The 21,574-nt window shown below is 59.2% G+C and carries 19 protein-coding genes and 2 tRNA genes; 20 read left to right on the top strand and 1 reads right to left on the bottom strand.

What is annotated here, in order from left to right:
* The first annotated feature begins 57 nt into the window (after positions 1 to 57).
* The 17 genes from folP to yedF all read left to right on the top strand — a co-directional run bounded on the left by folP (position 58) and on the right by yedF (position 16,911).
* Positions 58 to 894 carry a dihydropteroate synthase gene (gene folP, locus H7A77_RS07930; RefSeq protein ID WP_033641657.1) on the top strand — a complete coding sequence of 279 codons (837 nt, stop codon included), beginning with the start codon at positions 58 to 60 and terminating at the stop codon, positions 892 to 894.
* A 4-nt stretch (positions 895 to 898) separates the two neighbouring features.
* Complete coding sequence (gene glmM, locus H7A77_RS07925) at positions 899 to 2,236, top strand: phosphoglucosamine mutase (RefSeq protein WP_033651476.1); 1,338 nt, start codon at positions 899 to 901, stop codon at positions 2,234 to 2,236.
* Between the two features lie 220 nt (positions 2,237 to 2,456).
* On the top strand, positions 2,457 to 2,792 hold the full coding sequence (gene secG, locus H7A77_RS07920; protein ID WP_004933519.1) for a preprotein translocase subunit SecG: 336 nt from the start codon (positions 2,457 to 2,459) through the stop codon (positions 2,790 to 2,792).
* Between the two features lie 70 nt (positions 2,793 to 2,862).
* A tRNA-Leu gene (locus H7A77_RS07915) sits at positions 2,863 to 2,949 on the top strand.
* A 60-nt stretch (positions 2,950 to 3,009) separates the two neighbouring features.
* Positions 3,010 to 3,086 (top strand) — tRNA-Met (locus H7A77_RS07910).
* A gap of 217 nt (positions 3,087 to 3,303) precedes the next feature.
* The gene (gene rimP, locus H7A77_RS07905; protein ID WP_033644179.1) at positions 3,304 to 3,756 is read left to right on the top strand and encodes a ribosome maturation factor RimP; all 453 of its coding nucleotides are present in this window, start codon (positions 3,304 to 3,306) and stop codon (positions 3,754 to 3,756) included.
* A gap of 21 nt (positions 3,757 to 3,777) precedes the next feature.
* Positions 3,778 to 5,286, top strand: a complete 1,509-nt coding sequence (gene nusA, locus H7A77_RS07900) for a transcription termination factor NusA (RefSeq protein ID WP_004933514.1) — start codon at positions 3,778 to 3,780, stop codon at positions 5,284 to 5,286.
* 23 nt (positions 5,287 to 5,309) lie between these two features.
* Positions 5,310 to 8,000 carry a translation initiation factor IF-2 gene (gene infB / locus H7A77_RS07895; protein ID WP_019453339.1) on the top strand — a complete coding sequence of 897 codons (2,691 nt, stop codon included), beginning with the start codon at positions 5,310 to 5,312 and terminating at the stop codon, positions 7,998 to 8,000.
* 70 nt (positions 8,001 to 8,070) lie between these two features.
* Positions 8,071 to 8,481, top strand: coding sequence for a 30S ribosome-binding factor RbfA (rbfA, locus tag H7A77_RS07890; protein ID WP_004933508.1), 411 nt, complete (start codon positions 8,071 to 8,073; stop codon positions 8,479 to 8,481).
* Positions 8,481 to 9,425, top strand: a complete 945-nt coding sequence (truB, locus tag H7A77_RS07885; protein ID WP_033641660.1) for a tRNA pseudouridine(55) synthase TruB — start codon at positions 8,481 to 8,483, stop codon at positions 9,423 to 9,425. The genes rbfA and truB overlap by 1 nt, the downstream gene beginning before the upstream one ends.
* Before the next feature lie 124 nt (positions 9,426 to 9,549).
* The gene (gene rpsO / locus H7A77_RS07880) at positions 9,550 to 9,819 is read left to right on the top strand and encodes a 30S ribosomal protein S15 (protein ID WP_004933502.1); all 270 of its coding nucleotides are present in this window, start codon (positions 9,550 to 9,552) and stop codon (positions 9,817 to 9,819) included.
* 256 nt (positions 9,820 to 10,075) lie between these two features.
* Positions 10,076 to 12,193: a polyribonucleotide nucleotidyltransferase gene (gene pnp / locus H7A77_RS07875; RefSeq protein WP_016929321.1), complete on the top strand. Its 2,118-nt coding sequence runs from the start codon at positions 10,076 to 10,078 to the stop codon at positions 12,191 to 12,193.
* A gap of 128 nt (positions 12,194 to 12,321) precedes the next feature.
* A complete protein-coding gene (nlpI, locus tag H7A77_RS07870; protein ID WP_004933495.1) occupies positions 12,322 to 13,206 on the top strand; it encodes a lipoprotein NlpI in 885 nt (294 codons plus the stop codon).
* Between the two features lie 116 nt (positions 13,207 to 13,322).
* Positions 13,323 to 13,403, top strand: coding sequence for a protein YrbN (yrbN, locus tag H7A77_RS25725; RefSeq protein ID WP_099032700.1), 81 nt, complete (start codon positions 13,323 to 13,325; stop codon positions 13,401 to 13,403).
* Complete coding sequence (locus tag H7A77_RS07860) at positions 13,393 to 15,315, top strand: DEAD/DEAH family ATP-dependent RNA helicase (protein ID WP_033641661.1); 1,923 nt, start codon at positions 13,393 to 13,395, stop codon at positions 15,313 to 15,315. The genes yrbN and H7A77_RS07860 overlap by 11 nt, the downstream gene beginning before the upstream one ends.
* Before the next feature lie 145 nt (positions 15,316 to 15,460).
* On the top strand, positions 15,461 to 16,675 hold the full coding sequence (gene yedE, locus H7A77_RS07855; RefSeq protein ID WP_016929320.1) for a selenium metabolism membrane protein YedE/FdhT: 1,215 nt from the start codon (positions 15,461 to 15,463) through the stop codon (positions 16,673 to 16,675).
* Positions 16,672 to 16,911, top strand: coding sequence for a sulfurtransferase-like selenium metabolism protein YedF (gene yedF / locus H7A77_RS07850; RefSeq protein WP_033641662.1), 240 nt, complete (start codon positions 16,672 to 16,674; stop codon positions 16,909 to 16,911). The genes yedE and yedF overlap by 4 nt, the downstream gene beginning before the upstream one ends.
* 37 nt (positions 16,912 to 16,948) lie before the next feature.
* Here yedF and H7A77_RS07845 read toward each other — a convergent pair whose 3' ends face one another.
* On the bottom strand, positions 16,949 to 17,962 hold the full coding sequence (locus H7A77_RS07845) for an LLM class flavin-dependent oxidoreductase (RefSeq protein WP_033633542.1): 1,014 nt from the start codon (positions 17,960 to 17,962) through the stop codon (positions 16,949 to 16,951).
* Between the two features lie 232 nt (positions 17,963 to 18,194).
* Here H7A77_RS07845 and H7A77_RS07840 point away from each other — a divergent pair, with 232 nt between their 5' ends.
* The 3 genes from H7A77_RS07840 to H7A77_RS07830 are packed head-to-tail and all read left to right on the top strand — an operon-like array spanning position 18,195 to position 21,438.
* Positions 18,195 to 19,166 (top strand): HlyD family secretion protein, encoded by a 972-nt coding sequence (locus H7A77_RS07840; RefSeq protein ID WP_033638900.1) that lies wholly within the window; start codon positions 18,195 to 18,197, stop codon positions 19,164 to 19,166.
* The gene (locus H7A77_RS07835) at positions 19,148 to 20,302 is read left to right on the top strand and encodes an ABC transporter permease (protein WP_182074024.1); all 1,155 of its coding nucleotides are present in this window, start codon (positions 19,148 to 19,150) and stop codon (positions 20,300 to 20,302) included. Before H7A77_RS07840 ends, H7A77_RS07835 begins: the two co-directional genes overlap by 19 nt.
* Positions 20,299 to 21,438 (top strand): ABC transporter permease, encoded by a 1,140-nt coding sequence (locus tag H7A77_RS07830; protein WP_016929316.1) that lies wholly within the window; start codon positions 20,299 to 20,301, stop codon positions 21,436 to 21,438. The genes H7A77_RS07835 and H7A77_RS07830 overlap by 4 nt, the downstream gene beginning before the upstream one ends.
* The last annotated feature ends 136 nt before the right edge of the window (positions 21,439 to 21,574 follow it).

The following is a 21,574-nucleotide window of genomic DNA, read 5'->3' as shown; positions in this document are numbered from 1 at the left end:
CCGGGGTTTTTTTTGCCCGGCGGGCAGTGAACCAGGCAACAGTAAGGTGGACCAACCATGCAGTTAACCGTGCGCGACATGACGCTCAATCTCTCCCATCCTCAGGTGATGGGCATCCTCAACGTGACGCCGGATTCGTTTTCCGACGGCGGCCGCCACAACACCCTGAACCAGGCGCTGGTGCATGCGCATGCGCTGATTTCGGCCGGCGCCACGATGATTGATATCGGCGGCGAATCGACAAGGCCGGGGGCGGCGGAAGTGAGCGAAGAGGAGGAGCTTGAACGGGTCGTGCCGGTGGTGGAAGCGCTGGCGCAGCGCTTTGAAGTCTTTATCTCGGTCGATACCTCGAAAGCGGGTGTGATCCGCGAATCGGCGCACGCCGGCGCACACTTGATCAACGACATCCGTTCGCTGCAGGAGCCGGGCGCTCTGGCGGCGGCGGCGGAAAGCGGTTTGCCGGTCTGCCTGATGCACATGCAGGGGCAGCCGCGCACCATGCAGCAGGCGCCGCACTACAACGATCTGATCGCCGACGTTCAGACGTTTTTCGAGCACCATATCCGGCGCTGTAACGAGGCGGGGATAACAAATCAGAAATTGCTGCTCGACCCAGGCTTCGGTTTCGGTAAAAATTTGTCGCACAACTATCAGCTTCTGGCCCGGTTGTCGGAATTTCATCGTTTCGGTTTGCCGCTGTTGGTCGGCATGTCGCGCAAATCGATGATTGGACAACTGCTGAACGTGCCGCCGGATCAACGGGTTATCGGCAGCGTGGCCTGCGCGGTGATCGCGGCGATGCAGGGTGCGCAGATTGTCAGAGTGCATGACGTTAAAGAAACCGTCGAGGCGATGCGTGTCGTCGAGGCAACACTTTCAGCTAAGGGACAGTAGAGACATGAGCGAGCGCAAATATTTTGGCACCGACGGCATCCGTGGCAAGGTCGGGGACAGCCCCATCACGCCTGACTTCGTGCTGAAGCTGGGCTGGGCGGCCGGTAAAGTGCTGGCGCGTCACGGTTCCCGCAAGATCATCATCGGTAAGGATACGCGCATCTCCGGATATATGCTGGAGTCCGCTCTGGAAGCCGGCCTGGCGGCCGCCGGATTGTCCGCCTCCTTCACCGGGCCGATGCCCACGCCGGCGGTGGCCTACCTGACGCGCACCTTCCGCGCGGAAGCGGGCATTGTCATCTCCGCTTCGCACAACCCGTTCTATGACAACGGCATCAAGTTCTTCTCGATCGACGGCGCCAAATTGCCGGACAACGTCGAAGAGGCGATCGAAGCCGAGATGGAAAAACCGCTGACCTGCGTGGAGTCCGCCGAGCTGGGTAAAGCCAGCCGCATCATCGACGCCGCCGGCCGCTATATCGAATTCTGCAAAGGCACCTTCCCGAGCGAGCTGAGCCTGAAGGGGCTGAAAATCGTGGTTGACTGCGCCAACGGCGCGACTTACCACATCGCGCCGAGCGTGCTGCGCGAGTTGGGCGCCACGGTGATCGCCATCGGCGTTGAGCCGGACGGGATGAACATCAACGAAAAATGCGGCGCTACCGATGTGCGTCAGCTGCAAGAGCGCGTACTGAAGGAAAAAGCGCACGTCGGCCTGGCGTTCGACGGCGACGGCGACCGCGTGATGATGGTGGATCACCTGGGCAACAAGGTGGACGGCGACCAGATCCTGTACATCATCGCCCGTGAAGGCCTGCGTCAGGGCCAGCTGCGCGGCGGCGCGGTCGGCACCCTGATGAGCAATATGGGGTTGGAGCTGGCGCTGAAACAGCTGGGCATTCCGTTCGCTCGCGCCAAAGTGGGCGACCGCTACGTGCTGGAGAAGCTGCAGGAGTTGGGCTGGCGCATCGGCGCGGAAAACTCCGGCCATGTGATCCTGCTGGACAAAACCACCACCGGCGACGGCATCGTGGCCGGGCTGCAGGTGCTGACCGCCATGGTGCGCAATCACATGAGCCTGCATGACCTGTGCAGCGGCATGAAGCTGCTGCCGCAGATCCTGGTCAACGTGCGCTTCGCCGGCGAGCACAACCCGCTGGAGTCCGACGCGGTGCGCAAAGTCACCGAGCAGGTGGAGGCCGAGCTGGCCGGCCGCGGCCGGGTGCTGCTGCGCAAATCGGGCACCGAGCCGCTGATCCGCGTGATGGTGGAAGGCGAAGACGAGCAGCAGGTGACCGCGCTGGCGCATCGCATCGCCGACGCGGTGAAATCCGCAGGTTAAAACAGACAGTTAGCCGCCGGGCTTGGCATCGCTGAGCCCGAACAGGCGATTGTTGGCGTTTTTTTCCGCAAACGCGCCGGCGGCTGCAAATTGCCCTTGCGCGGGTTGGCGGCTTTGGTTAGTATTCACACCCGCTTCAGTAGGCAGTTTATAAAAACGCCTGCTTGATGAGTGTGAAGCATTTGGCATGCGGTAAGGCCGCAAGGATACGGGTACTACTATGTACGAAGCTCTTCTGGTAATTTTCCTGCTGATCTCAATCGGGCTGGTTGCTCTGATTATGTTGCAGCAAGGTAAAGGCGCTGATATGGGAGCCTCTTTCGGAGCAGGTGCATCAGGCACATTGTTCGGTTCGAGTGGTTCCGGTAACTTTATGACCCGCATGACTGCTGTGCTGGCGACGCTGTTCTTCGTCATCAGCCTGATTCTGGGCAACCTCAGCAGCAACCAGAGCAAGAAAGGCAGCGAGTGGGAAAACCTGGGTCAGCCAGTGAAAACTGAGCAGACGACCGCGCCGGCGGCACCAGCCAAGCCGAGCAGCGATATCCCGCAGTAAGCCGTAACAAAGTTTGAAAACGGTGGTTGTGAACTCGAAAGAACAACGGCCGTTAGCAGTAAGAATCAGTACCGAGGTGGTGGAATTGGTAGACACGCTACCTTGAGGTGGTAGTGCCCTAACGGGCTTGTGGGTTCGAGTCCCATCCTCGGTACCAAATCCCAGAGATAACTTGCAATTTTGCGATTATCGGCGTAGTATTTGCCACGTTTTCGGACGCGGGGTGGAGCAGCCTGGTAGCTCGTCGGGCTCATAACCCGAAGGTCGTCGGTTCAAATCCGGCCCCCGCAACCACTTTCCTTTAAGTGTTTATTTTCAAATACACTTTTCGATTGAAACCCGCTTTTCTCGATCAACATTTGAAAATGACACTTGCTCGAAAGTTGTACCGAGGCCGCCTAGCGGCAAACAGGGTCCAGTTGCATAAAGCCCCGATTTTTCGGGGTTTTTTGTTATTTGGCAACAGAATCACTGGGCTATTTAGCCCTTTTTTTATGTCTTGGGGGTGGGCTTGTCCACATTAGAGCAAAAGTTAACAGAGATGCTTTCGGCACCGGTAGAAGCGTTGGGCTTTGAGCTTGTAGGCATCGAATTCATTCGTGCGCGCCAATCGACGCTCCGCATCTATATTGATAGTGATAACGGCATCAATGTTGATGATTGCGCTGATGTCAGCCACCAGGTCAGCGCTGTATTGGACGTCGAAGATCCAATCACGGTCGCTTACAACTTGGAAGTCTCCTCTCCTGGCCTTGATCGCCCGATGTTCACCGCAGAACACTATACGCGTTACCTCGGTGAAGAAGTCAGCCTGGTCCTGCGCATGGCGGTACAGAACCGTCGCAAGTGGCAGGGTATTATCAAGTCTGTCGAAGGCGAGATGATCACGGTTACTGTGGAAGGGAAAGATGAAGTGTTCGCGCTGAGCAACATCCAGAAAGCGAACCTGGTACCCCACTTTTAAAGTTTGGAAGAGGCAACTAGGATGAACAAAGAGATTCTGGCTGTTGTTGAAGCAGTTTCCAATGAAAAATCCCTTCCGCGCGAGAAGATTTTCGAAGCGCTGGAAACTGCATTAGCCACCGCAACCAAGAAAAAATACGAGCAGGAAATCGACGTGCGCGTCAGCATTGACCGCAGAACCGGCGATTTCGATACCTTCCGCCGTTGGGTCGCCGTAGACGAAGTGACTCAGCCGACGCGTGAAATCACGCTGGAAGCCGCTCAGTTTGAAGATCCGAGCATCGAGCTCGGCGGATACGTCGAAGATCAGATCGAATCCGTGACCTTCGACCGCATCACCACCCAAACCGCCAAGCAGGTTATCGTGCAGAAAGTGCGCGAGGCCGAGCGCGCGATGGTGGTCGACGCTTTCCGTGAACACGAAGGTGAGATCGTCACCGGCGTGGTGAAGAAAGTGAACCGTGACAGCATCGCGCTTGATCTGGGCAACAACGCCGAAGCGGTCATTGGCCGTGAAGACATGCTGCCGCGCGAAAACTTCCGTCCGGGCGACCGCATTCGCGGCGTATTGTATGCCGTACGTCCCGAAGCTCGCGGCGCGCAGCTGTTCGTCAGCCGTTCCAGCCCGGAAATGCTGAAAGAGCTGTTCCGCATCGAAGTGCCGGAAATCGGCGAAGAAGTGATCGAGATTAAAGCGGCAGCCCGCGATCCAGGCTCCCGTGCGAAAATTGCAGTGAAAACCAACGACAAGCGCATCGATCCGGTCGGCGCCTGCGTAGGTATGCGCGGTGCGCGCGTTCAGGCCGTGTCGAGCGAGCTCGGCGGCGAACGCATCGATATCATCCTGTGGGATGATAATCCTGCGCAATTCGTCATCAACGCCATGGCGCCGGCCGACGTCGCGTCGATCGTGGTAGACGAAGATAACTGCACCATGGATATCGCCGTTGAAGCCAGCAACCTGGCGCAGGCGATCGGCCGTAACGGCCAAAACGTGCGTTTGGCTTCCCAACTGCTGAAACAACACCGCGGCGACGATCGTTGGGAACTGAACGTGATGACGGCGGACGACCTGCAGGCCAAGCACCAGGCCGAGGCTCATGCCGCTATTGATACCTTCACCAAGTATCTTGATATCGACGAAGATTTCGCAACCGTACTGGTTGAAGAAGGCTTCTCCACGCTGGAAGAGCTGGCCTACGTGCCGATCAAAGAGCTGTTGGAAATCGACGGTCTGGATGAAGATACGGTTGAAGCATTGCGCGAACGCGCCAAAGCTGCATTGACCACGCTGGCCCTGGCACAAGAAGAAAGCCTGGGCGACAACAAACCGGCCGACGATTTGCTCAACCTGCCGGGTCTTGAGCGCAGCATGGCCTTTAAACTGGCCGCGCGTGGGGTTTGTACGCTGGAAGATCTTGCCGAGCAGGGTGTTGACGATCTGGCTGATATTGAAGGGCTTAGCGATGAGCAAGCCGGCGAGCTGATCATGGCTGCACGCAATATCTGTTGGTTTGGCGACAACGCGTAATAACTGTAGCAGGAAGGAACAGCATGACGACAGATGTAACCGTAAAATCGCTGGCAGCAGAGATTCAGACTCCGGTTGATCGCCTGGTACAGCAGTTTGCTGATGCAGGGATCAACAAGTCCGAGTCGGACTCTGTTACCCAGCAAGAAAAAGAAACATTACTGGCGCACCTGAACCGTGAACACGGCAGCGCGCCGGGTAAACTCACTTTGCAGCGCAAAACGCGCAGCACCTTGAATATCCCGAGCACCGGCGGTAAAAGTAAATCGGTGCAAATTGAGGTCCGCAAGAAACGCACTTATGTAAATCGCGATACGCAGGAAGCCCAGTTGGCTGAAGCGGCAGAGCAGGCACAGCGTGAAGCGGAAGAGCAGGCACGGCGCGAAGCGGAAGAGCTCGCAAAACGCGAAGCGGAAGCGAAGCGCGCAGCCGAAGAGCAAGCCAAACGTGAGGCCGCGGAGATTGCTAAGCGTAATTCAGCGGAAAAAGAAAAAGTGACCAATCAACATACCGACGAAATGACCAAGCCAGCTCAGGCGGAAAAAGCACGCCGTGAAGCCGAAGCCGCTGAACTGAAACGTAAAGCGGAAGAGGAAGTGCGCCGCAAGGTTGAAGAGGAAGCCAAGCGCGTGGCGGAAGAAGCCCGTCGCATGGCCGAAGAGAACGGCGAGAAGTGGGCCCAGGCCGACGCGGCTAGCGCTGCGGTTGAAAGCGCCGACTATCACGTGACCACCTCTCAGCACGCCCGTGCCGCTGAAGATGAAAACGACGCCAAAGTTGAAGGCGATCGTCGCAGCCGCACCCGCGGCGGCAAAGCCACCAAGCAGAAGAAAGGCAACAAGCTGTCCGAATCCAAAGCGGATCGTGAAGAAGCGCGTGCCGTTACCCGTGGCGGCAAAGGCGGCAAACGCAAGCCTAGCGCTCTGCAGCAGGGCTTCAACAAGCCGGCGCAGGTGGTTAACCGTGACGTGGTGATCGGTGAAACCATCACCGTGGCCGAGCTGGCCAACAAGATGGCGGTCAAAGGTTCTCAGGTCATCAAAGTGATGATGAAACTGGGCGCCATGGCCACCATTAACCAGGTTATCGACCAGGAAACCGCACAGCTGGTTGCCGAAGAGATGGGCCACAAAGTTATCCTGCGTCGTGAAAACGAGCTGGAAGAAGCGCTGATGAGCGACCGTGATACGGGCGCTGCGGCCGAGCCGCGCGCGCCGGTCGTGACCATCATGGGCCACGTTGACCACGGTAAAACCTCTCTGCTGGACTACATCCGCTCCACCAAAGTGGCGGCGGGCGAAGCCGGCGGCATTACCCAGCACATCGGTGCCTACCACGTAGAAACCGAGAACGGCATGATCACCTTCCTGGACACCCCGGGCCACGCCGCGTTTACCTCGATGCGTGCTCGCGGTGCTCAGGCGACTGACATCGTGGTTCTGGTGGTGGCGGCCGACGACGGCGTGATGCCACAAACCATCGAAGCTATCCAGCACGCGAAAGCGGCGCAGGTGCCATTGGTGGTTGCGGTGAACAAAATCGACAAACCGGAAGCCGATCCGGACCGCGTTAAGCAGGAACTGTCTCAGTACGGCGTTATGCCGGAAGAGTGGGGCGGCGAAGCGCAGTTCGTTCACGTGTCCGCGAAAGCCGGTACCGGTATCGACGAGCTGCTGCAGGCCATCCTGCTGCAGGCCGAAGTTCTGGAGCTGAAAGCGGTTCGCAGCGGCATGGCGAGCGGCGTAGTGATCGAGTCCTTCCTGGATAAAGGCCGTGGCCCGGTTGCTACCGTGCTGGTTCAGGAAGGTACGCTGAACAAGGGCGACATCGTCCTGTGCGGCTTCGAATACGGCCGCGTGCGTGCGATGCGTGACGAGCTGGGTCGTGAAGTGACCTCCGCCGGTCCGTCTATCCCTGTGGAAATCCTGGGTCTGTCCAGCGTGCCTGCAGCGGGTGACGAAGCGACCGTGGTGCGTGACGAGAAGAAAGCGCGTGAAGTGGCGCTGTACCGTCAGGGCAAGTTCCGCGAAGTCAAACTGGCGCGTCAGCAGAAGTCCAAGCTGGAAAACATGTTCGCCAACATGACCGACGGCGAAGTGTCCGAGCTGAACATCGTACTGAAATCCGACGTACAGGGTTCTTGCGAAGCGATCAGCGACTCGCTGCTGAAACTCTCCACCGACGAAGTGAAGGTGAAGATTGTCGGCTCCGGCGTAGGTGGGATCACCGAAACCGACGCGACGCTGGCTGCGGCTTCCAACGCCATCATCCTGGGCTTCAACGTGCGTGCCGACGCTTCTGCGCGCCGCGTGATCGAAGCGGAAAGCCTGGATCTGCGTTACTACTCCGTGATCTATAACCTGATCGACGAAGTGAAGCAGGCGATGAGCGGTATGCTGGCGCCGGAATACAAGCAGCAGATCATCGGCCTGGCCGAAGTGCGCGACGTGTTCAAATCGCCTAAGTTCGGCGCTATCGCCGGCTGTATGGTTACCGAAGGGACCATCAAGCGTCACAACCCAATCCGCGTACTGCGCGACAACGTGGTTATCTATGAAGGCGAGCTGGAATCCCTGCGTCGCTTCAAAGATGACGTTAACGAAGTCCGTAACGGCATGGAATGTGGTATCGGCGTTAAGAACTATAACGACGTGCGCGTCGGCGACATGATCGAAGTGTTCGAAATCATTGAGATCCAACGCACCATCGCTTAACGATTGCACATCTGCTTATATCTGTTTACGGGGGGCCTTTGTGCCCCCCGATTTGTCTGGAGAATCCAAAATGGCAAAAGAATTCAGCCGCGGTCAACGCGTGGCGCAAGAGATGCAGAAAGAGATTGCGATCATTCTGCAGCGTGAAGTGAAAGATCCGCGCGTCGGCATGGCGACCGTTTCCGGCGTGGAAGTGTCCCGCGACCTGGCGTATGCCAAGGTTTACGTCACCTTCCTGAACGTGCTGACCGAGAACCACGATCCGGATCTGGTCACCAACGGCATCAAAGCGTTGCAGGACGCTTCCGGCTATATCCGCACCCTGCTGGGCAAAGCGATGCGCCTGCGCGTGGTGCCGGAGCTGACCTTCGCTTACGACAACTCCCTGGTGGAAGGCATGCGCATGTCCAACCTGGTGACCAACGTGGTGAAGAACGACGCAGAGCGCCGTTCCGCCTCAGGCGATGACAAGGAGGATTAATGAGTCGCCCTCGTCGCCGCGGCCGTGACATCCACGGCGTGCTGTTGCTGGACAAGCCGCAGGGGTTGTCGTCCAACGATGCGCTGCAAAAAGTAAAACGTCTGTACAACGCCAACCGAGCGGGCCATACCGGCGCGCTCGATCCGTTGGCGACCGGCATGCTGCCTATCTGCCTGGGCGAAGCGACCAAGTTTTCGCAATACCTGCTCGATTCCGACAAGCGCTATCGGGTGATCGCCAAGCTGGGGCAGCGTACCGATACCTCCGACGCCGACGGGCAGATCGTGCAGGAACGCCCGGTGAACTTCACCCAGGCACAGCTCGACGCGGCGCTGGACACCTTCCGCGGCGACATCCAGCAGGTGCCGTCGATGTATTCGGCTCTGAAATACCAGGGCAAGAAACTCTACGAGTATGCGCGCCAGGGCATCGAAGTGCCGCGCGAAGCGCGCAGCATTACGGTGTACGAGCTGCAGTTTATCCGCTGGGAAGGGGATGAACTCGAGCTGGAGATTCACTGCTCAAAAGGCACCTACATCCGCACCATTACCGACGATCTCGGCGAGCTGCTGGGCTGCGGCGCGCACGTGATCTATCTGCGCCGCCTGCAGGTGGCGACTTATCCCATCGCGCGCATGGTGACGCTGGAACAGCTGAACGCCTTGGTGGCGCAGGCGCAGGAACAAGCGATCGCGCCCGGCGAGCTGCTCGATCCGCTGCTGATGCCGATGGACAGCCCGGTTGAGAACTATCCGGAAGTGAATTTGCTGCCGGTGGTGGCGGGTTACGTCAAGCAGGGGCAACCGGTGCAAGTGGCCGGCGCGCCGGCATCCGGCCTGGTGCGCATCACCGAGGGTGAAGAGCGAAAATTCATCGGCGTTGGCGACATCGCCGAGGATGGTCGCGTGGCGCCGCGCCGCCTGGTGGTTGAGCATTTCGACTGACGGCGGGGCACTGCGTCGCCTTGCGATCGCACTGCGCTAAGAGTAGAATGGCGCAGCTTATGCATTGGGTTGCTGAATTAGAGATCGGCGCCTGTTTTTATTATCTATAATCTGGAGTATTACAATGTCTCTAAGTGTTGAAGCTAAAGCTCAAATCGTAGCTGATTTCGGTCGTGGTACTAACGACAGCGGTTCTACCGAAGTTCAGGTTGCCCTGCTGACTGCGCAGATCAACCATCTGCAAGGCCACTTCTCCGAGCACAAAAAAGATCACCACAGCCGTCGTGGTCTGCTGCGTATGGTTTCTCAGCGTCGTAAGCTGCTGGACTACCTGAAGCGTAAAGATGTAGCACGTTACACCAGCCTGATCGAGCGTCTGGGTCTGCGTCGCTAATCTAGCAAGTTTCAGTGGAAAGGGGCCTATTTTGGCCCCTTTCTTCTAGGAAGCATAAGCAAATCAGGTTAATGTATTACTGATGTTTCCAAACAGGTTCTTCCGTTACAGAGGTTCGCGCGGCTAATGAGAGGCTTTATCTCCCGCCTGAGATAAGGATTGTCATTAGTCGCGAGGATGTAGTGAGAAGGCAAATCGAGTCACAGGCGTGTCGAGTCGTCAATGCGATTGCGCGCCGTTAATCAAGGATATAATTTTGCTGACACCGATCATTCGCAAATTCCAGTATGGCCAGCATACCGTCACCATCGAAACCGGTATGATGGCGCGTCAGGCCACCGCCGCCGTTATGGTGAGCATGGATGACACCGCCGTATTCGTTACCGTCGTTGGCCAGAAAAAAGCCAAGCCGGGCCAGAGCTTCTTCCCGCTGACCGTTAACTACCAAGAGCGTACCTACGCCGCCGGCCGTATCCCGGGCAGCTTCTTCCGTCGCGAAGGCCGTCCGAGCGAAGGCGAGACCCTGACTTCCCGTCTGATCGACCGCCCGATCCGTCCACTGTTCCCGGACAGCTTCCTGAACGAAGTTCAGGTGATCGCGACCGTGGTTTCCGTTAACCCGCAGGTGAACCCGGACATCGTTGCGATGATCGGTGCCTCTGCCGCCCTGAGCCTGTCCGGTATTCCGTTCAACGGCCCAATCGGCGCCGCGCGCGTAGGTTACATCAACGATCAGTACGTACTGAACCCGACGACCGACGAGCTGAAAGAAAGCCGTCTGGATCTGGTGGTTGCCGGTACCGCCGGCGCGGTGCTGATGGTGGAATCCGAAGCTGACGTGCTGAGCGAAGATCAGATGCTGGGCGCCGTGGTGTTCGGTCACGACCAGCAGCAAGTGGTTATCGAAAACATCAACGCGCTGGTTGCCGAAGCCGGCAAGCCGAAGTGGGATTGGCAGGCGCCTGCGGTCAACGAAGCGCTGCACGCGCGCGTGGCTGAACTGGCCGAAGCTCGCCTGGGCGACGCTTACCACATTACCGAAAAACAAGAGCGTTACGCCCAGGTTGACGCGATCAAAGACAGCGTGGTTGAAACCCTGCTGGCGCAGGACGAGACGCTGGACGCCGGCGAAATCCAGGACATCCTGGGCACCGTCGAGAAGAACGTGGTGCGCAGCCGCGTACTGCGTGGCGAGCCGCGTATCGACGGCCGTGAAAAAGACATGATCCGTGGCCTGGACGTGCGCACCGGCGTACTGCCGCGCACCCACGGTTCCGCGCTGTTCACCCGTGGCGAAACTCAGGCGCTGGTTACCGCGACCCTGGGCACCGCGCGCGACGCACAGAACCTGGACGAGCTGATGGGCGAGAAGACCGACAGCTTCCTGTTCCACTACAACTTCCCTCCGTACTCCGTAGGCGAAACCGGCATGGTCGGTTCTCCTAAGCGTCGTGAAATCGGTCACGGTCGCCTGGCGAAACGCGGCGTATTGGCTATGATGCCTAAACCGGAAGATTTCCCGTACACGGTTCGCGTGGTGTCTGAAATCACCGAATCCAACGGTTCTTCTTCCATGGCTTCCGTGTGCGGCGCGTCTCTGGCGCTGATGGACGCCGGTGTGCCAATCAAGGCTGCCGTTGCGGGTATCGCGATGGGCCTGGTGAAAGAAGCCGACAACTATGTGGTTCTGTCCGACATTCTGGGTGACGAAGATCACCTGGGCGACATGGACTTCAAAGTGGCCGGTAGCCGCGACGGTATCACCGCGCTGCAGATGGACATCAAAATCGAAGGCATCACCCGCGAAATCATGCAGGTGGCTCTGAACCAGGCCAAGGGCGCGCGTCTGCACATCCTGGGCGTAATGGAACAGGCTATCAGCACCCCGCGCGGCGATATCTCCGAATTCGCACCGCGTATTCATACTATCCGCATCAACCCGGATAAAATCAAAGACGTGATCGGTAAGGGCGGTTCCGTTATCCGCGCGCTGACCGAAGAGACTGGCACTACCATCGAAATTGAAGATGATGGTACAGTTAAAATCGCTGCGACCGACGGTGAGAAAGCGAAATTCGCTATCCGTCGCATCGAAGAGATCACGGCAGAGATCGAAGTGGGCCGTATCTACCAGGGTAAAGTGACCCGTATCGTTGATTTCGGCGCATTCGTCGCTATCGGCGGTGGTAAAGAAGGCCTGGTGCACATTTCTCAGATCGCCGACAAGCGCGTTGAGAAAGTGACCGACTATCTGCAGATGGGTCAGGAAGTGCCGGTTAAGGTACTGGAAGTTGACCGTCAGGGCCGCGTGCGTCTGAGCATCAAAGAAGCGATGGCGCCGGAAGCAGGTTCACCTGCGCCTGAAGCAGAATAACTGTATAGATAGTTTTACAGCTCCCCGCCACGGGGTTGGGAGCTGTTCGTATCGCGCGGGTAGGATGCCCGCGTTTTAGCAAACGGAGGACAGGACGTTCATCCAATGTTTGTCTTCGGGAGTGGGAAATGAAGCCTTTCTTGCGCTGGTGTTACGTTGCGACAGCACTCATGCTGGCAGGATGCAGCAACCATGATTGGCGTAAAGACGAAGTTTTGGCAATCCCGTTGCAGCCTACGTTGCAGCAGGAAGTGATCCTGGCGCGCATGGAACAAATTCTTGCCAGCCGGGCACTGACGGATGACGAACGCGCACAGCTTTTATATGAGCGCGGTGTGCTGTATGATAGCCTCGGGTTACGTGCATTAGCGCGCAATGATTTCTCGCAGGCGCTGGCGATACGTCCCGACATGCCGGAAGTTTTCAACTACCTGGGCATTTACTTAACGCAGGCAGGCAATTTTGATGCTGCCTATGAAGCGTTTGATTCTGTACTAGAGCTTGATCCAACTTACAATTACGCGCGTTTAAACCGGGGCATCGCACTGTATTATGGCGGCCGCTTCCCGTTGGCGCAGGATGATCTGCAGGCGTTTTATCAAGACGACCCAAACGATCCCTTCCGTTCGTTATGGCTGTATCTGGTGGAGCGAGAAATCGATCCCAAGAAGGCCGAGGTAGCGCTTCAGCAGCGCTATGACAAAGCGGACAGAGGGCAATGGGGATGGAATATTGTCGAATTCTACCTGGGCAAGATCAGCGAAAAAACGCTGATGGAACGCCTCAAGGCAGATGCAACGGATAACACTTCGCTCGCTGAGCATCTCAGTGAAACTGACTTCTATTTGGGTAAACACTACCTGAGTCTGGGGGACAAGGACACCGCTTCGGCGCTGTTCAAACTGACGGTGTCTAACAACGTTCACAACTTCGTTGAGCACCGCTATGCATTGTTGGAATTGGCGCTTTTGGGCCAAGAGCAAGACGACCTATCGGAATCGGACCAGCAATAGCTGACGAACACCTATCAGCCTGATGAACATTGGTTTTTAACCAAAGTTATCGCCTTAACGGGCGAGGGCTTTTTTGTTCGTTTTATAATCTAATTTGAGCCGGTTCACACTTTTCAATGAAAATGACTGAAAATTTTCTCGACGAGTTATGTAGACTGGCTGCCATTATTAATGAGGCACGTGTACATGACGACTGAGTTTGAAACCTCTTTTGCTGATCTGGGGCTGTCTGCTCCAATCATTTCCGCCCTGAACGATCTGGGCTATGAAAAACCATCTCCGATCCAGGCTGAGTGTATTCCTCACCTGTTGAACGGCCGCGACGTGCTGGGCATGGCACAGACCGGTAGTGGTAAAACTGCAGCGTTCTCGCTGCCGCTGCTGCACAACCTGCAGGCAGACCTGAAAGCACCTCAGATCCTGGTGCTGGCACCGACCCGCGAACTGGCGGTTCAGGTTGCCGAAGCGATGACCGATTTCTCCAAACACATGAACGGCGTTAACGTGGTAGCCCTGTACGGCGGCCAGCGTTACGACGTGCAGCTGCGCGCTCTGCGCCAGGGCCCGCAAATCGTTGTGGGTACCCCAGGCCGCCTGCTGGACCACCTGAAGCGCGGCACCCTGAACCTCTCCAACCTGAGCGGTCTGGTGCTGGATGAAGCCGACGAAATGCTGCGCATGGGCTTTATCGAAGACGTAGAAACCATCATGGCTGAGATCCCGGCTGAACATCAGACCGCGCTGTTCTCCGCCACCATGCCGGAAGCGATCCGTCGCATCACCCGCCGCTTCATGAAAGAGCCGCAGGAAGTGCGCATCCAGTCCAGCGTCACCACCCGTCCGGACATCAGCCAGAGCTACTGGTCGGTTTACGGCATGCGTAAAAACGAAGCGCTGGTGCGTTTCCTGGAAGCCGAAGACTTTGACGCGGCGATCATCTTCGTTCGTACCAAGAACGCGACCCTGGAAGTGGCCGAAGCGCTGGAGCGCAGCGGTTACAGCAGCGCCGCGCTGAACGGCGACATGAACCAGGCGCTGCGTGAGCAGACCCTGGAGCGCCTGAAAGACGGTCGTCTGGATATCCTGATCGCCACCGACGTTGCGGCCCGTGGTCTGGACGTTGAGCGCATCAGCCTGGTTGTCAACTATGACATCCCGATGGACTCCGAGTCTTACGTTCACCGTATCGGCCGTACCGGTCGTGCGGGCCGCGCCGGCCGCGCGCTGCTGTTCGTGGAAAACCGCGAACGCCGCCTGCTGCGCAACATCGAACGCACCATGAAGCTGACCATCCCGGAAGTGGAGCTGCCGAACGCAGAACTGCTGGGCGAGCGTCGTCTGGCCAAGTTCGCCGCGAAAGTTCAGCAGCAGCTGGAAAGCAGCGATCTGGATCTGTACCGCGCGCTGCTGACCAAACTGCAGCCGGAAGAAGAGCTGGATATGGAAACCCTGGCCGCAGCGCTGCTGAAAATGGCTCAGGGCGAGCGTCCGCTGATCCTGCCACCGGATCCGGTCTTCAAGCCGCGTCAGCGTCGTGAGTTCAACGACCGTGACGATCGCCGCGGCGACCGTCGTGACAGCCGCGACAGCCGTGACGGCGATCGTCCGCGTCGCGAACGTCGTGACGTTGGCGAAATGCAGCTGTACCGCATCGAAGTGGGCCGTGACGATGGCGTAGAAGTCCGTCATATCGTTGGCGCTATCGCTAACGAAGGCGACATCAGCAGCCGTTACATCGGCAACATCAAGCTGTTCGCTTCCCACTCCACCATCGAGCTGCCAAAAGGCATGCCGGGCGAGATCCTGAATCACTTCACTCGCACTCGCATCCTGAACAAGCCGATGAACATGCAGCTGCTGGGCGATGCACAGCCGTTCGAACGTCGCGAGCGTCGTGACGGTGGCAACGGTGGCGAGCGTCGCGGCAACGGTCGTCCGTTCAACGGCGAACGTCGCGAAGGCGGCCCACGTCGTTCCTTCGGCGAACGTCGTGAAGGCGGTAACGGCGGCGAGCGTCGTGGCGGTAACTACAACCGTGACGGCAAGCCGGCGCCACGCCGTGATGACGGCGCCCCGGCGGCACCACGTCGTCGTTTCGGCGACGCGTAATCGCCGATTCACCGTTCGCGGTGAGCGCTCTGAAAAACCAGCCTGTGGGCTGGTTTTTTTATGCCTGAAAATTGCCGTCAAACGCCCCTGAATGGCGTATCATTCATAAGGTTTTTTCTTACGGATGATATGCACGGGAGATGCCATGAGTTGGCAGCAGTTCAAATCTCAATACCTGGTGCGCTTTTGGGCGCCGCTGCCGGCGGTGATCGCCGCCGGGATCCTCTCTACCTACTACTTCGGCATGACCGGCACCTTCTGGGCGGTGACCGGCGAATTCACGCGCTGGGGCGGCCATGTGCTGCAGTGGTTCGGTCTGCACCCTGAGCAGTGGGGCTATTTCAAGGTGATCGGTTTGCAGGGCACGCCGCTGGAGCGCATCGACGGGCGCATGATCATCGGCATGTTCGCCGGCTGCATCGCCGCCGCGTTGTGGGCCAACAACATCAAGCTGCGTCAACCGCAGCATCGCATTCGCATCGTCCAGGCGCTGCTGGGCGGCATCATCGCCGGTTTCGGCGCGCGCCTGGCGATGGGGTGCAACCTGGCGGCATTCTTCACCGGCATTCCTCAGTTCTCGTTGCATGCCTGGTTTTTCGCGCTGGCGACCGCCGCCGGTTCTTACTTCGGCGCCAAATTCACGCTGCTGCCGATGTTCCGCATCCCGGTCAAATTGCAAAAGGTGAAGGCCGCCGCGCCGCTGACGCAGAAGCCTGAGCAGGCGCGCCGCCGCTTCCGGCTGGGCATGGCCGTCTTCGGCCTGGCGGTGGCCTGGTCGCTGTGGACACTGTTCGATGCGCCGAAGCTCGGCATCGCCATGCTGTTCGGCATCGGCTTTGGCCTGCTGATCGAGCGCGCGCAGATCTGCTTCACTTCGGCGTTCCGCGATCTGTGGATCACCGGCCGCACTCACATGGCGAAAGCCATCATCATCGGCATGGCGGTGAGCGCCATCGGCATCTTCAGCTACGTGCAGCTCGGCGTGGCGCCGAAGATCATGTGGGCCGGCCCGAATGCGGTGCTGGGCGGTTTGCTGTTCGGCTTCGGCATCGTGCTGGCCGGCGGCTGCGAGACCGGTTGGATGTACCGCGCCGTGGAAGGGCAGGTGCACTACTGGTGGGTGGGGTTGGGCAACATCATCGGCGCTACGCTGCTGGCCTATTACTGGGATGACTTGGCGCCGGCGCTGGCAACCGACTACGACAAGATCAACCTGCTCGATACCTTCGGCCCGATCGGCGGCCTGCTGGTGACTTACCTGCTGCTGGCGCTGGCCTTCGCCGCCATGCTGTGGTGGGAGAAACGCTTTTTCCGCGCCCGGCCTGAGGCGCAGGTGGTGAATTTGAGGAGCATGCCATGAAAGCAACGACGATAGTGCCGGACTACCGGCTGGACATGCTGGGCGAGCCTTGCCCATACCCGGCGGTGGCGACGCTGGAGGCGATGCCGCAGCTGAAGCCGGGGGAGATCCTGGAGGTGATCAGCGATTGCCCGCAGTCGATCAACAACATCCCACTCGATGCGCGCAACCACGGCTACAAGGTGCTGGATATCCAGCAGGACGGGCCGACCATTCGCTACCTGATCCAGCGTTAACGCCAAGGCGGTGGGGATCCCACCGCCTCTTCGCTTTTTAGCCCTTCACGATGTCGCCCTTCACGCCGGCGACGATCTCGAACGAACGCAGCCGCGCCTGATGATCGAAAATCTGGCCGTTTACCATGATCTCGTCGGCATCGGTTTCACGCAGCAGCGTTTGCAGCCCGTGGCGCACCGTTTTTTCATCGCCGACGATCGACATCCGCAGCGCCTGCTCGACGCCGTATTGCTCGCCGGCGGTCCACAACGCGTGAATGTTATCCACCGGCGGCGGCAGCGGGCCGGGCGAACCGCGACGCAGATTGATGAACTGCTGCTGCATCGAGCTGAACAGGAAGCGCGCATCGCGGTCGCTGTCGGCGGCGATCACGTTGACGCACACCATGGCGTGCGGCTGCGCCAGCTGTTTGGACGGTTTGAAGTTCTCGCGGTACAGCTGCAGCGCCTGGAACAGCATATCCGGGGCGAAGTGCGAAGCGAAGGCGAACGGCAGGCCGAGCTGCGCCGCCAGCTGCGCGCTGTAGAGGCTGGAACCGAGCAGCCAGAGCGGCACGTGCAGCCCCTGGCCCGGCACCGCCTGCACCGGTTGCCCGGGCTGCGCATCGCAGAAGTAGTTTTGCAGTTCCTGCACGTCGCGCGGGAAGGTATCCACGTCGCCGGACAGGTGGCGGCGCAGCGCCATCATGGTGCGCTGATCGGTGCCGGGCGCGCGGCCCAACCCCAAATCGATGCGCCCCGGGTAGAGCGACTCCAGCGTGCCGAATTGTTCGGCGATCACCAGCGGCGCATGGTTCGGCAGCATCACGCCGCCGGAGCCGAGGCGAATGCTCTGGGTGCCGGCGGCCAGATAGCCCAGCAGCACCGAGGTGGCGGCGCTGCCGATGCCGGTCATGTTGTGGTGCTCGGCCAGCCAGTAGCGCTGGTAGCCCCAGCGTTCGGCGTGCTGCGCCAAATCCAGCGAACAGTGGAAAGCGTCGCGCGCCTTGGCCCCTTGCGGGATTGGCGATAAATCCAGTACCGAAAGCGGTACGGCAGTGTGTTCAGTCATGACATCGTCCATCAGAGAGTGGATCGCTTAAAGGGCGATTGCAGGAGTCTGCATACTAAAAGGCCGAAAAAAAGATGCTTTTTAGTGTTAAAAGCATAATCCAATTTATAGTTATAAAAGAGGAGATATGTGCTTGTGATATCCTCATGAGTGCAATGGTGTTTTTTGGAGCAATTTGAGACATGGAAATAATTATCCCCGCCCGCCGCTTACCGTTCCGGGAGCTGACATAATGAAAAAAAAGACGCTGTTTACCCTGTTGCTGATGTTGGCGGCGATCGCATTGGCGATCCTGTTCCGCGCGCACAATCAGGATCTGTTGCTGCAGGGTGAAGTGGATGCCCCCGAAGTGATCGTCGCATCCAAAGCGAAAGGCCGGGTCGTTGAACGCCTGATCGAACGCGGCGACGACGTGAAAAGCGGCCAGCTGATCATTCAACTCGATAGCCCCGAACTGATGGCGCAACTGCGTTCCGCACAGGCGACGCGCGACGAGGCCAAGGCGCAGCTCGAGCTGTCGCTGCACGGCACCCGTGAAGAGAGCATCCGCAACCTGCGCGCCAACCTGGCGCAGGCCGAGGCGCAGTATCGCAATGCGCAAAACGACTACAACCGGAACCTGAGCGTGGCCGGCAAGGGCTATATCTCGAAGTCCGAGCTGGACGCTTCGCGCCGGTCGCGCGACACCGCCTTCCAACAGGTGCAGGCCGCCAAGGCCAATCTGGATGAAGGCATCAACGGCGACCGCGTCGAGCAGCGGCAGCAATATGCGGCGGCGCTGCGGGCGGCGGAAGAGAACCTGCTGCAGATCCAGGCGCAGAGCGACGATCTGCAGGTGAAAGCGCCGGTAGACGGCGAAGTGGGGCCGATCCCGGCCGAAGTGGGCGAATTGCTGAACGCCGGCAGCCCGCTGGTGACGTTGATCCGGGTGCCGGACGCCTACTTCGTGTTTAACCTGCGTGAAGACATCCTGGCCCACGTGCGCAAAGGCGACAAGGTCAAGCTGCGGGTGCCGGCGCTGAAGGACAAAATGATCGACACCGAGGTGCGCTACATTGCGCCGCTGGGGGATTACGCCACCAAACGCGCCACCCGCGCCACCGGCGACTTCGACCTGAAAACCTTCGAAGTGCGCCTGTATCCGTCACAGCCGGTGGACGGCCTGCGTCCGGGGATGAGCACCTTATGGCAATGGAAAGAGTAAGGGCCGGCTGGCGCTGCTTCAGTCACGCGTTCGACAAAGAGTGTCGCGTCGCTTTTCGCAGCCCGGTGGTGCACTGGTTGAGCTGGATCTTTCCGCTGATCCTGTTTGCGCTGATCAGCAGCAACTTCTCCGAAGGCACGCTGCTCGATCTGCCGGTCTCGGTGGTGGACAGCGATCACAGCCCGCTGTCCAAATCGCTGACGCGTCGGCTGGACGCCGGTTCGCACGCCCACGTCGAGGCTTACGGCGGCGGGTTGCCGGAGTCGCTGAGCCGCCTGCGCAGCGCGCAAGATTACGCGTTGCTGTATATCCCGCCGGATCTTGAGGCCAACGCGCTGTCGGGCAAACAGCCGAGCGTGGTGATGTACTACAATGCGTTGTTCTACGGCGCCGGGCTGTACTCCACCCAGGACTTTGGCGGCCTGATGAACGAAATCAACGCCAGCACCCGCAGCATCATCGCCACCGAGATGGGCAAAACGCTGCCGCCGTTGGCGGACGTGACGCTCTCCTACGGCAGCCTGTTCAACGCCAGCGGCAGCTATATCTATTACCAGCAGTTCGCCGCCACCATCCATCTGCTGCAGCTGTTCGCGGTGACCTGCATGATCTACGTGCTGGCGCGCAGCAAGTCGCTGCTGCAGGCCAAGCCGTTCAGCCTGGCGCTACTCGGCAAGCTGGCGCCGTACACGCTGTGTTTCACCACCCTGCTGATGGTCGAGATCGCGGCGCTGGTGGGCATCTTTGACGCCCGCGTCAGCGGCAATCCTCTGTTTATGCTGATGATCGGCCTGTTCTACGTGATGGCGGCGCAGAGCATCGGCCTGCTGCTGTACACCTTTACCGGCAGTACCATCACCGCGTACAGCCTGATCGGTATTTTGGTCAGTATCGCGATGACCTTCTCCGGCATGGCGGTGCCTGAGCTGTCGATGCCGCTGCCGGCGCACATCATTTCCAACATCGAACCGCTGACCCACGCGCTGTACGCGATGTTTGACGTGTTCCTGCGGCAGGTGCACGCCAGCGCCATTTTCAGCGTGTGCGCGCTGCTGGCGGTCTATCCGCTGGTGGCCGCGCTGCTGGTGCGCAATCGCCTGCCGGCCAGGCTGGCAAAAGAGGGGGACGCCGGATGAAGCTCTATTGGCAAACCTTCGTTAAGGTGCTGCTCGGCATGCTGGAGCGGCCGGTGTGGCTGATGCTGATCCTGTCGCTGTGCATCATGAGCCTGGTGTACGCCAACCGCACGGTCTGGGATCTGCCGGTGGGGGTGGTCGATCAGGATCACAGCACCGCCAGCCGGCAGCTGATCCGCCAGCTGGACGCCACGTCCAAGATAGCGATTGAAACCTACGACAGCCTGGAACAGGCGCAGCGCGATCTCAGCTGGCGCAAGCTGTTTGCGGTGATCATCATGCCGGTGGATCTGGAGAAGAAGATCCTCAGCGGGCAGAACATCGTGGTGCCGGTCTACGGCGACGCCACCAACCGCCTGGCTAACGGCCAGATCCAACAAGACGTGGTGGCGGCCTATCAGCAACTGCTGACGGAGTACAACAACGGGCTGCTGCTGCGCAGCGGCTTCAGCGAACGGCAGGCGCAGATACTGCTGACGCCGATACTGGGACAAACGCTGGACGTGTTCAACCCCGGCATCAGCTTTGCGGCGATCATCTTCCCCGGGCTGTTGGTGATGCTGTTGCAGCACTCGTTGCTGATCGCCTGTATCCGCGTCAATATCGCCATGAAGAGCATGCCCGGCGGCAAAGCGCCGCTGGCGGCGCACCTCGGCGGGCTGACGGCGCTGCTGCCGATCTGGCTGTTCCTGTCGATCGTGCTGTTCGTGCTGTGGCCGTGGGTATTGGGCTATAGGCAGACGGCGAACATCGCCGAACTGCTGCTGCTGACCTTCCCGTTCCTGCTGGCGGTATTGGGGCTGGGCAAGCTGGTGACCGAGTGCCTGCGCAGCGTCGAGATGATCTACCTGACGCTGGCGTTCATCACGACGCCGGTCTTCTACCTGTCCGGCACCATCTGGCCGCTGCAGTCGATGCCGGCCTGGGTGCGCGCCATCTCGTACAGCATTCCCTCCACCTGGGGCACCAAGGCGATCGCCGGCGTCAACCAGATGGGGCTGTCGCTGAATGAAGTGTGGGGCGACGTGGTGATGATGCTGATACTCGGCGTGGTCTACACCCTGCTGGGCTTCGGCGTGGCCTTCTTGCGCAACAGCGTGGCGCTGCGCGGGATGTTCAGGAAGCGGCGGGCGTAAGGGGAGGCATTGATGCCTTTCCCGGTGACGTCAAAAGATAATTAATCCAATGGGTTATTGCGTTATTCCCGCGGCCGGCGGGGATAACGCAAAGCGACCACAACCCGGCAATCGGGTTTCGGCCGCGCATAAACTC

It is taken from the genome of Serratia sp. ME47, from assembly GCF_903970925.1.
In the GTDB taxonomy this organism is placed as follows: Bacteria; Pseudomonadota; Gammaproteobacteria; order Enterobacterales; family Enterobacteriaceae; genus Serratia; species Serratia ureilytica.
Note: the sequence above shows the minus strand (reverse complement) of the source record. Positions and strands in the feature narration are given on the sequence as shown.

Excerpts from the sequence above, each read along its gene's own strand:
- folP (WP_033641657.1), top strand. The coding sequence starts at position 58 with ATGCAGTTAACCGTGCGCGACATGACGCTCAATCTCTCCCATCCTCAG.
- glmM (WP_033651476.1), top strand. The coding sequence starts at position 899 with ATGAGCGAGCGCAAATATTTTGGCACCGACGGCATCCGTGGCAAGGTC.
- secG (WP_004933519.1), top strand. The coding sequence starts at position 2,457 with ATGTACGAAGCTCTTCTGGTAATTTTCCTGCTGATCTCAATCGGGCTG.
- nusA (WP_004933514.1), top strand. The coding sequence starts at position 3,778 with ATGAACAAAGAGATTCTGGCTGTTGTTGAAGCAGTTTCCAATGAAAAA.
- infB (WP_019453339.1), top strand. The coding sequence starts at position 5,310 with ATGACGACAGATGTAACCGTAAAATCGCTGGCAGCAGAGATTCAGACT.
- rbfA (WP_004933508.1), top strand. The coding sequence starts at position 8,071 with ATGGCAAAAGAATTCAGCCGCGGTCAACGCGTGGCGCAAGAGATGCAG.
- truB (WP_033641660.1), top strand. The coding sequence starts at position 8,481 with ATGAGTCGCCCTCGTCGCCGCGGCCGTGACATCCACGGCGTGCTGTTG.
- rpsO (WP_004933502.1), top strand. The coding sequence starts at position 9,550 with ATGTCTCTAAGTGTTGAAGCTAAAGCTCAAATCGTAGCTGATTTCGGT.
- nlpI (WP_004933495.1), top strand. The coding sequence starts at position 12,322 with ATGAAGCCTTTCTTGCGCTGGTGTTACGTTGCGACAGCACTCATGCTG.
- yrbN (WP_099032700.1), top strand. The coding sequence starts at position 13,323 with ATGAAAATGACTGAAAATTTTCTCGACGAGTTATGTAGACTGGCTGCC.
- H7A77_RS07860 (WP_033641661.1), top strand. The coding sequence starts at position 13,393 with ATGACGACTGAGTTTGAAACCTCTTTTGCTGATCTGGGGCTGTCTGCT.
- yedE (WP_016929320.1), top strand. The coding sequence starts at position 15,461 with ATGAGTTGGCAGCAGTTCAAATCTCAATACCTGGTGCGCTTTTGGGCG.
- yedF (WP_033641662.1), top strand. The coding sequence starts at position 16,672 with ATGAAAGCAACGACGATAGTGCCGGACTACCGGCTGGACATGCTGGGC.
- H7A77_RS07845 (WP_033633542.1), bottom strand. The coding sequence starts at position 17,962 with ATGACTGAACACACTGCCGTACCGCTTTCGGTACTGGATTTATCGCCA.
- H7A77_RS07840 (WP_033638900.1), top strand. The coding sequence starts at position 18,195 with ATGAAAAAAAAGACGCTGTTTACCCTGTTGCTGATGTTGGCGGCGATC.
- H7A77_RS07835 (WP_182074024.1), top strand. The coding sequence starts at position 19,148 with ATGGCAATGGAAAGAGTAAGGGCCGGCTGGCGCTGCTTCAGTCACGCG.
- H7A77_RS07830 (WP_016929316.1), top strand. The coding sequence starts at position 20,299 with ATGAAGCTCTATTGGCAAACCTTCGTTAAGGTGCTGCTCGGCATGCTG.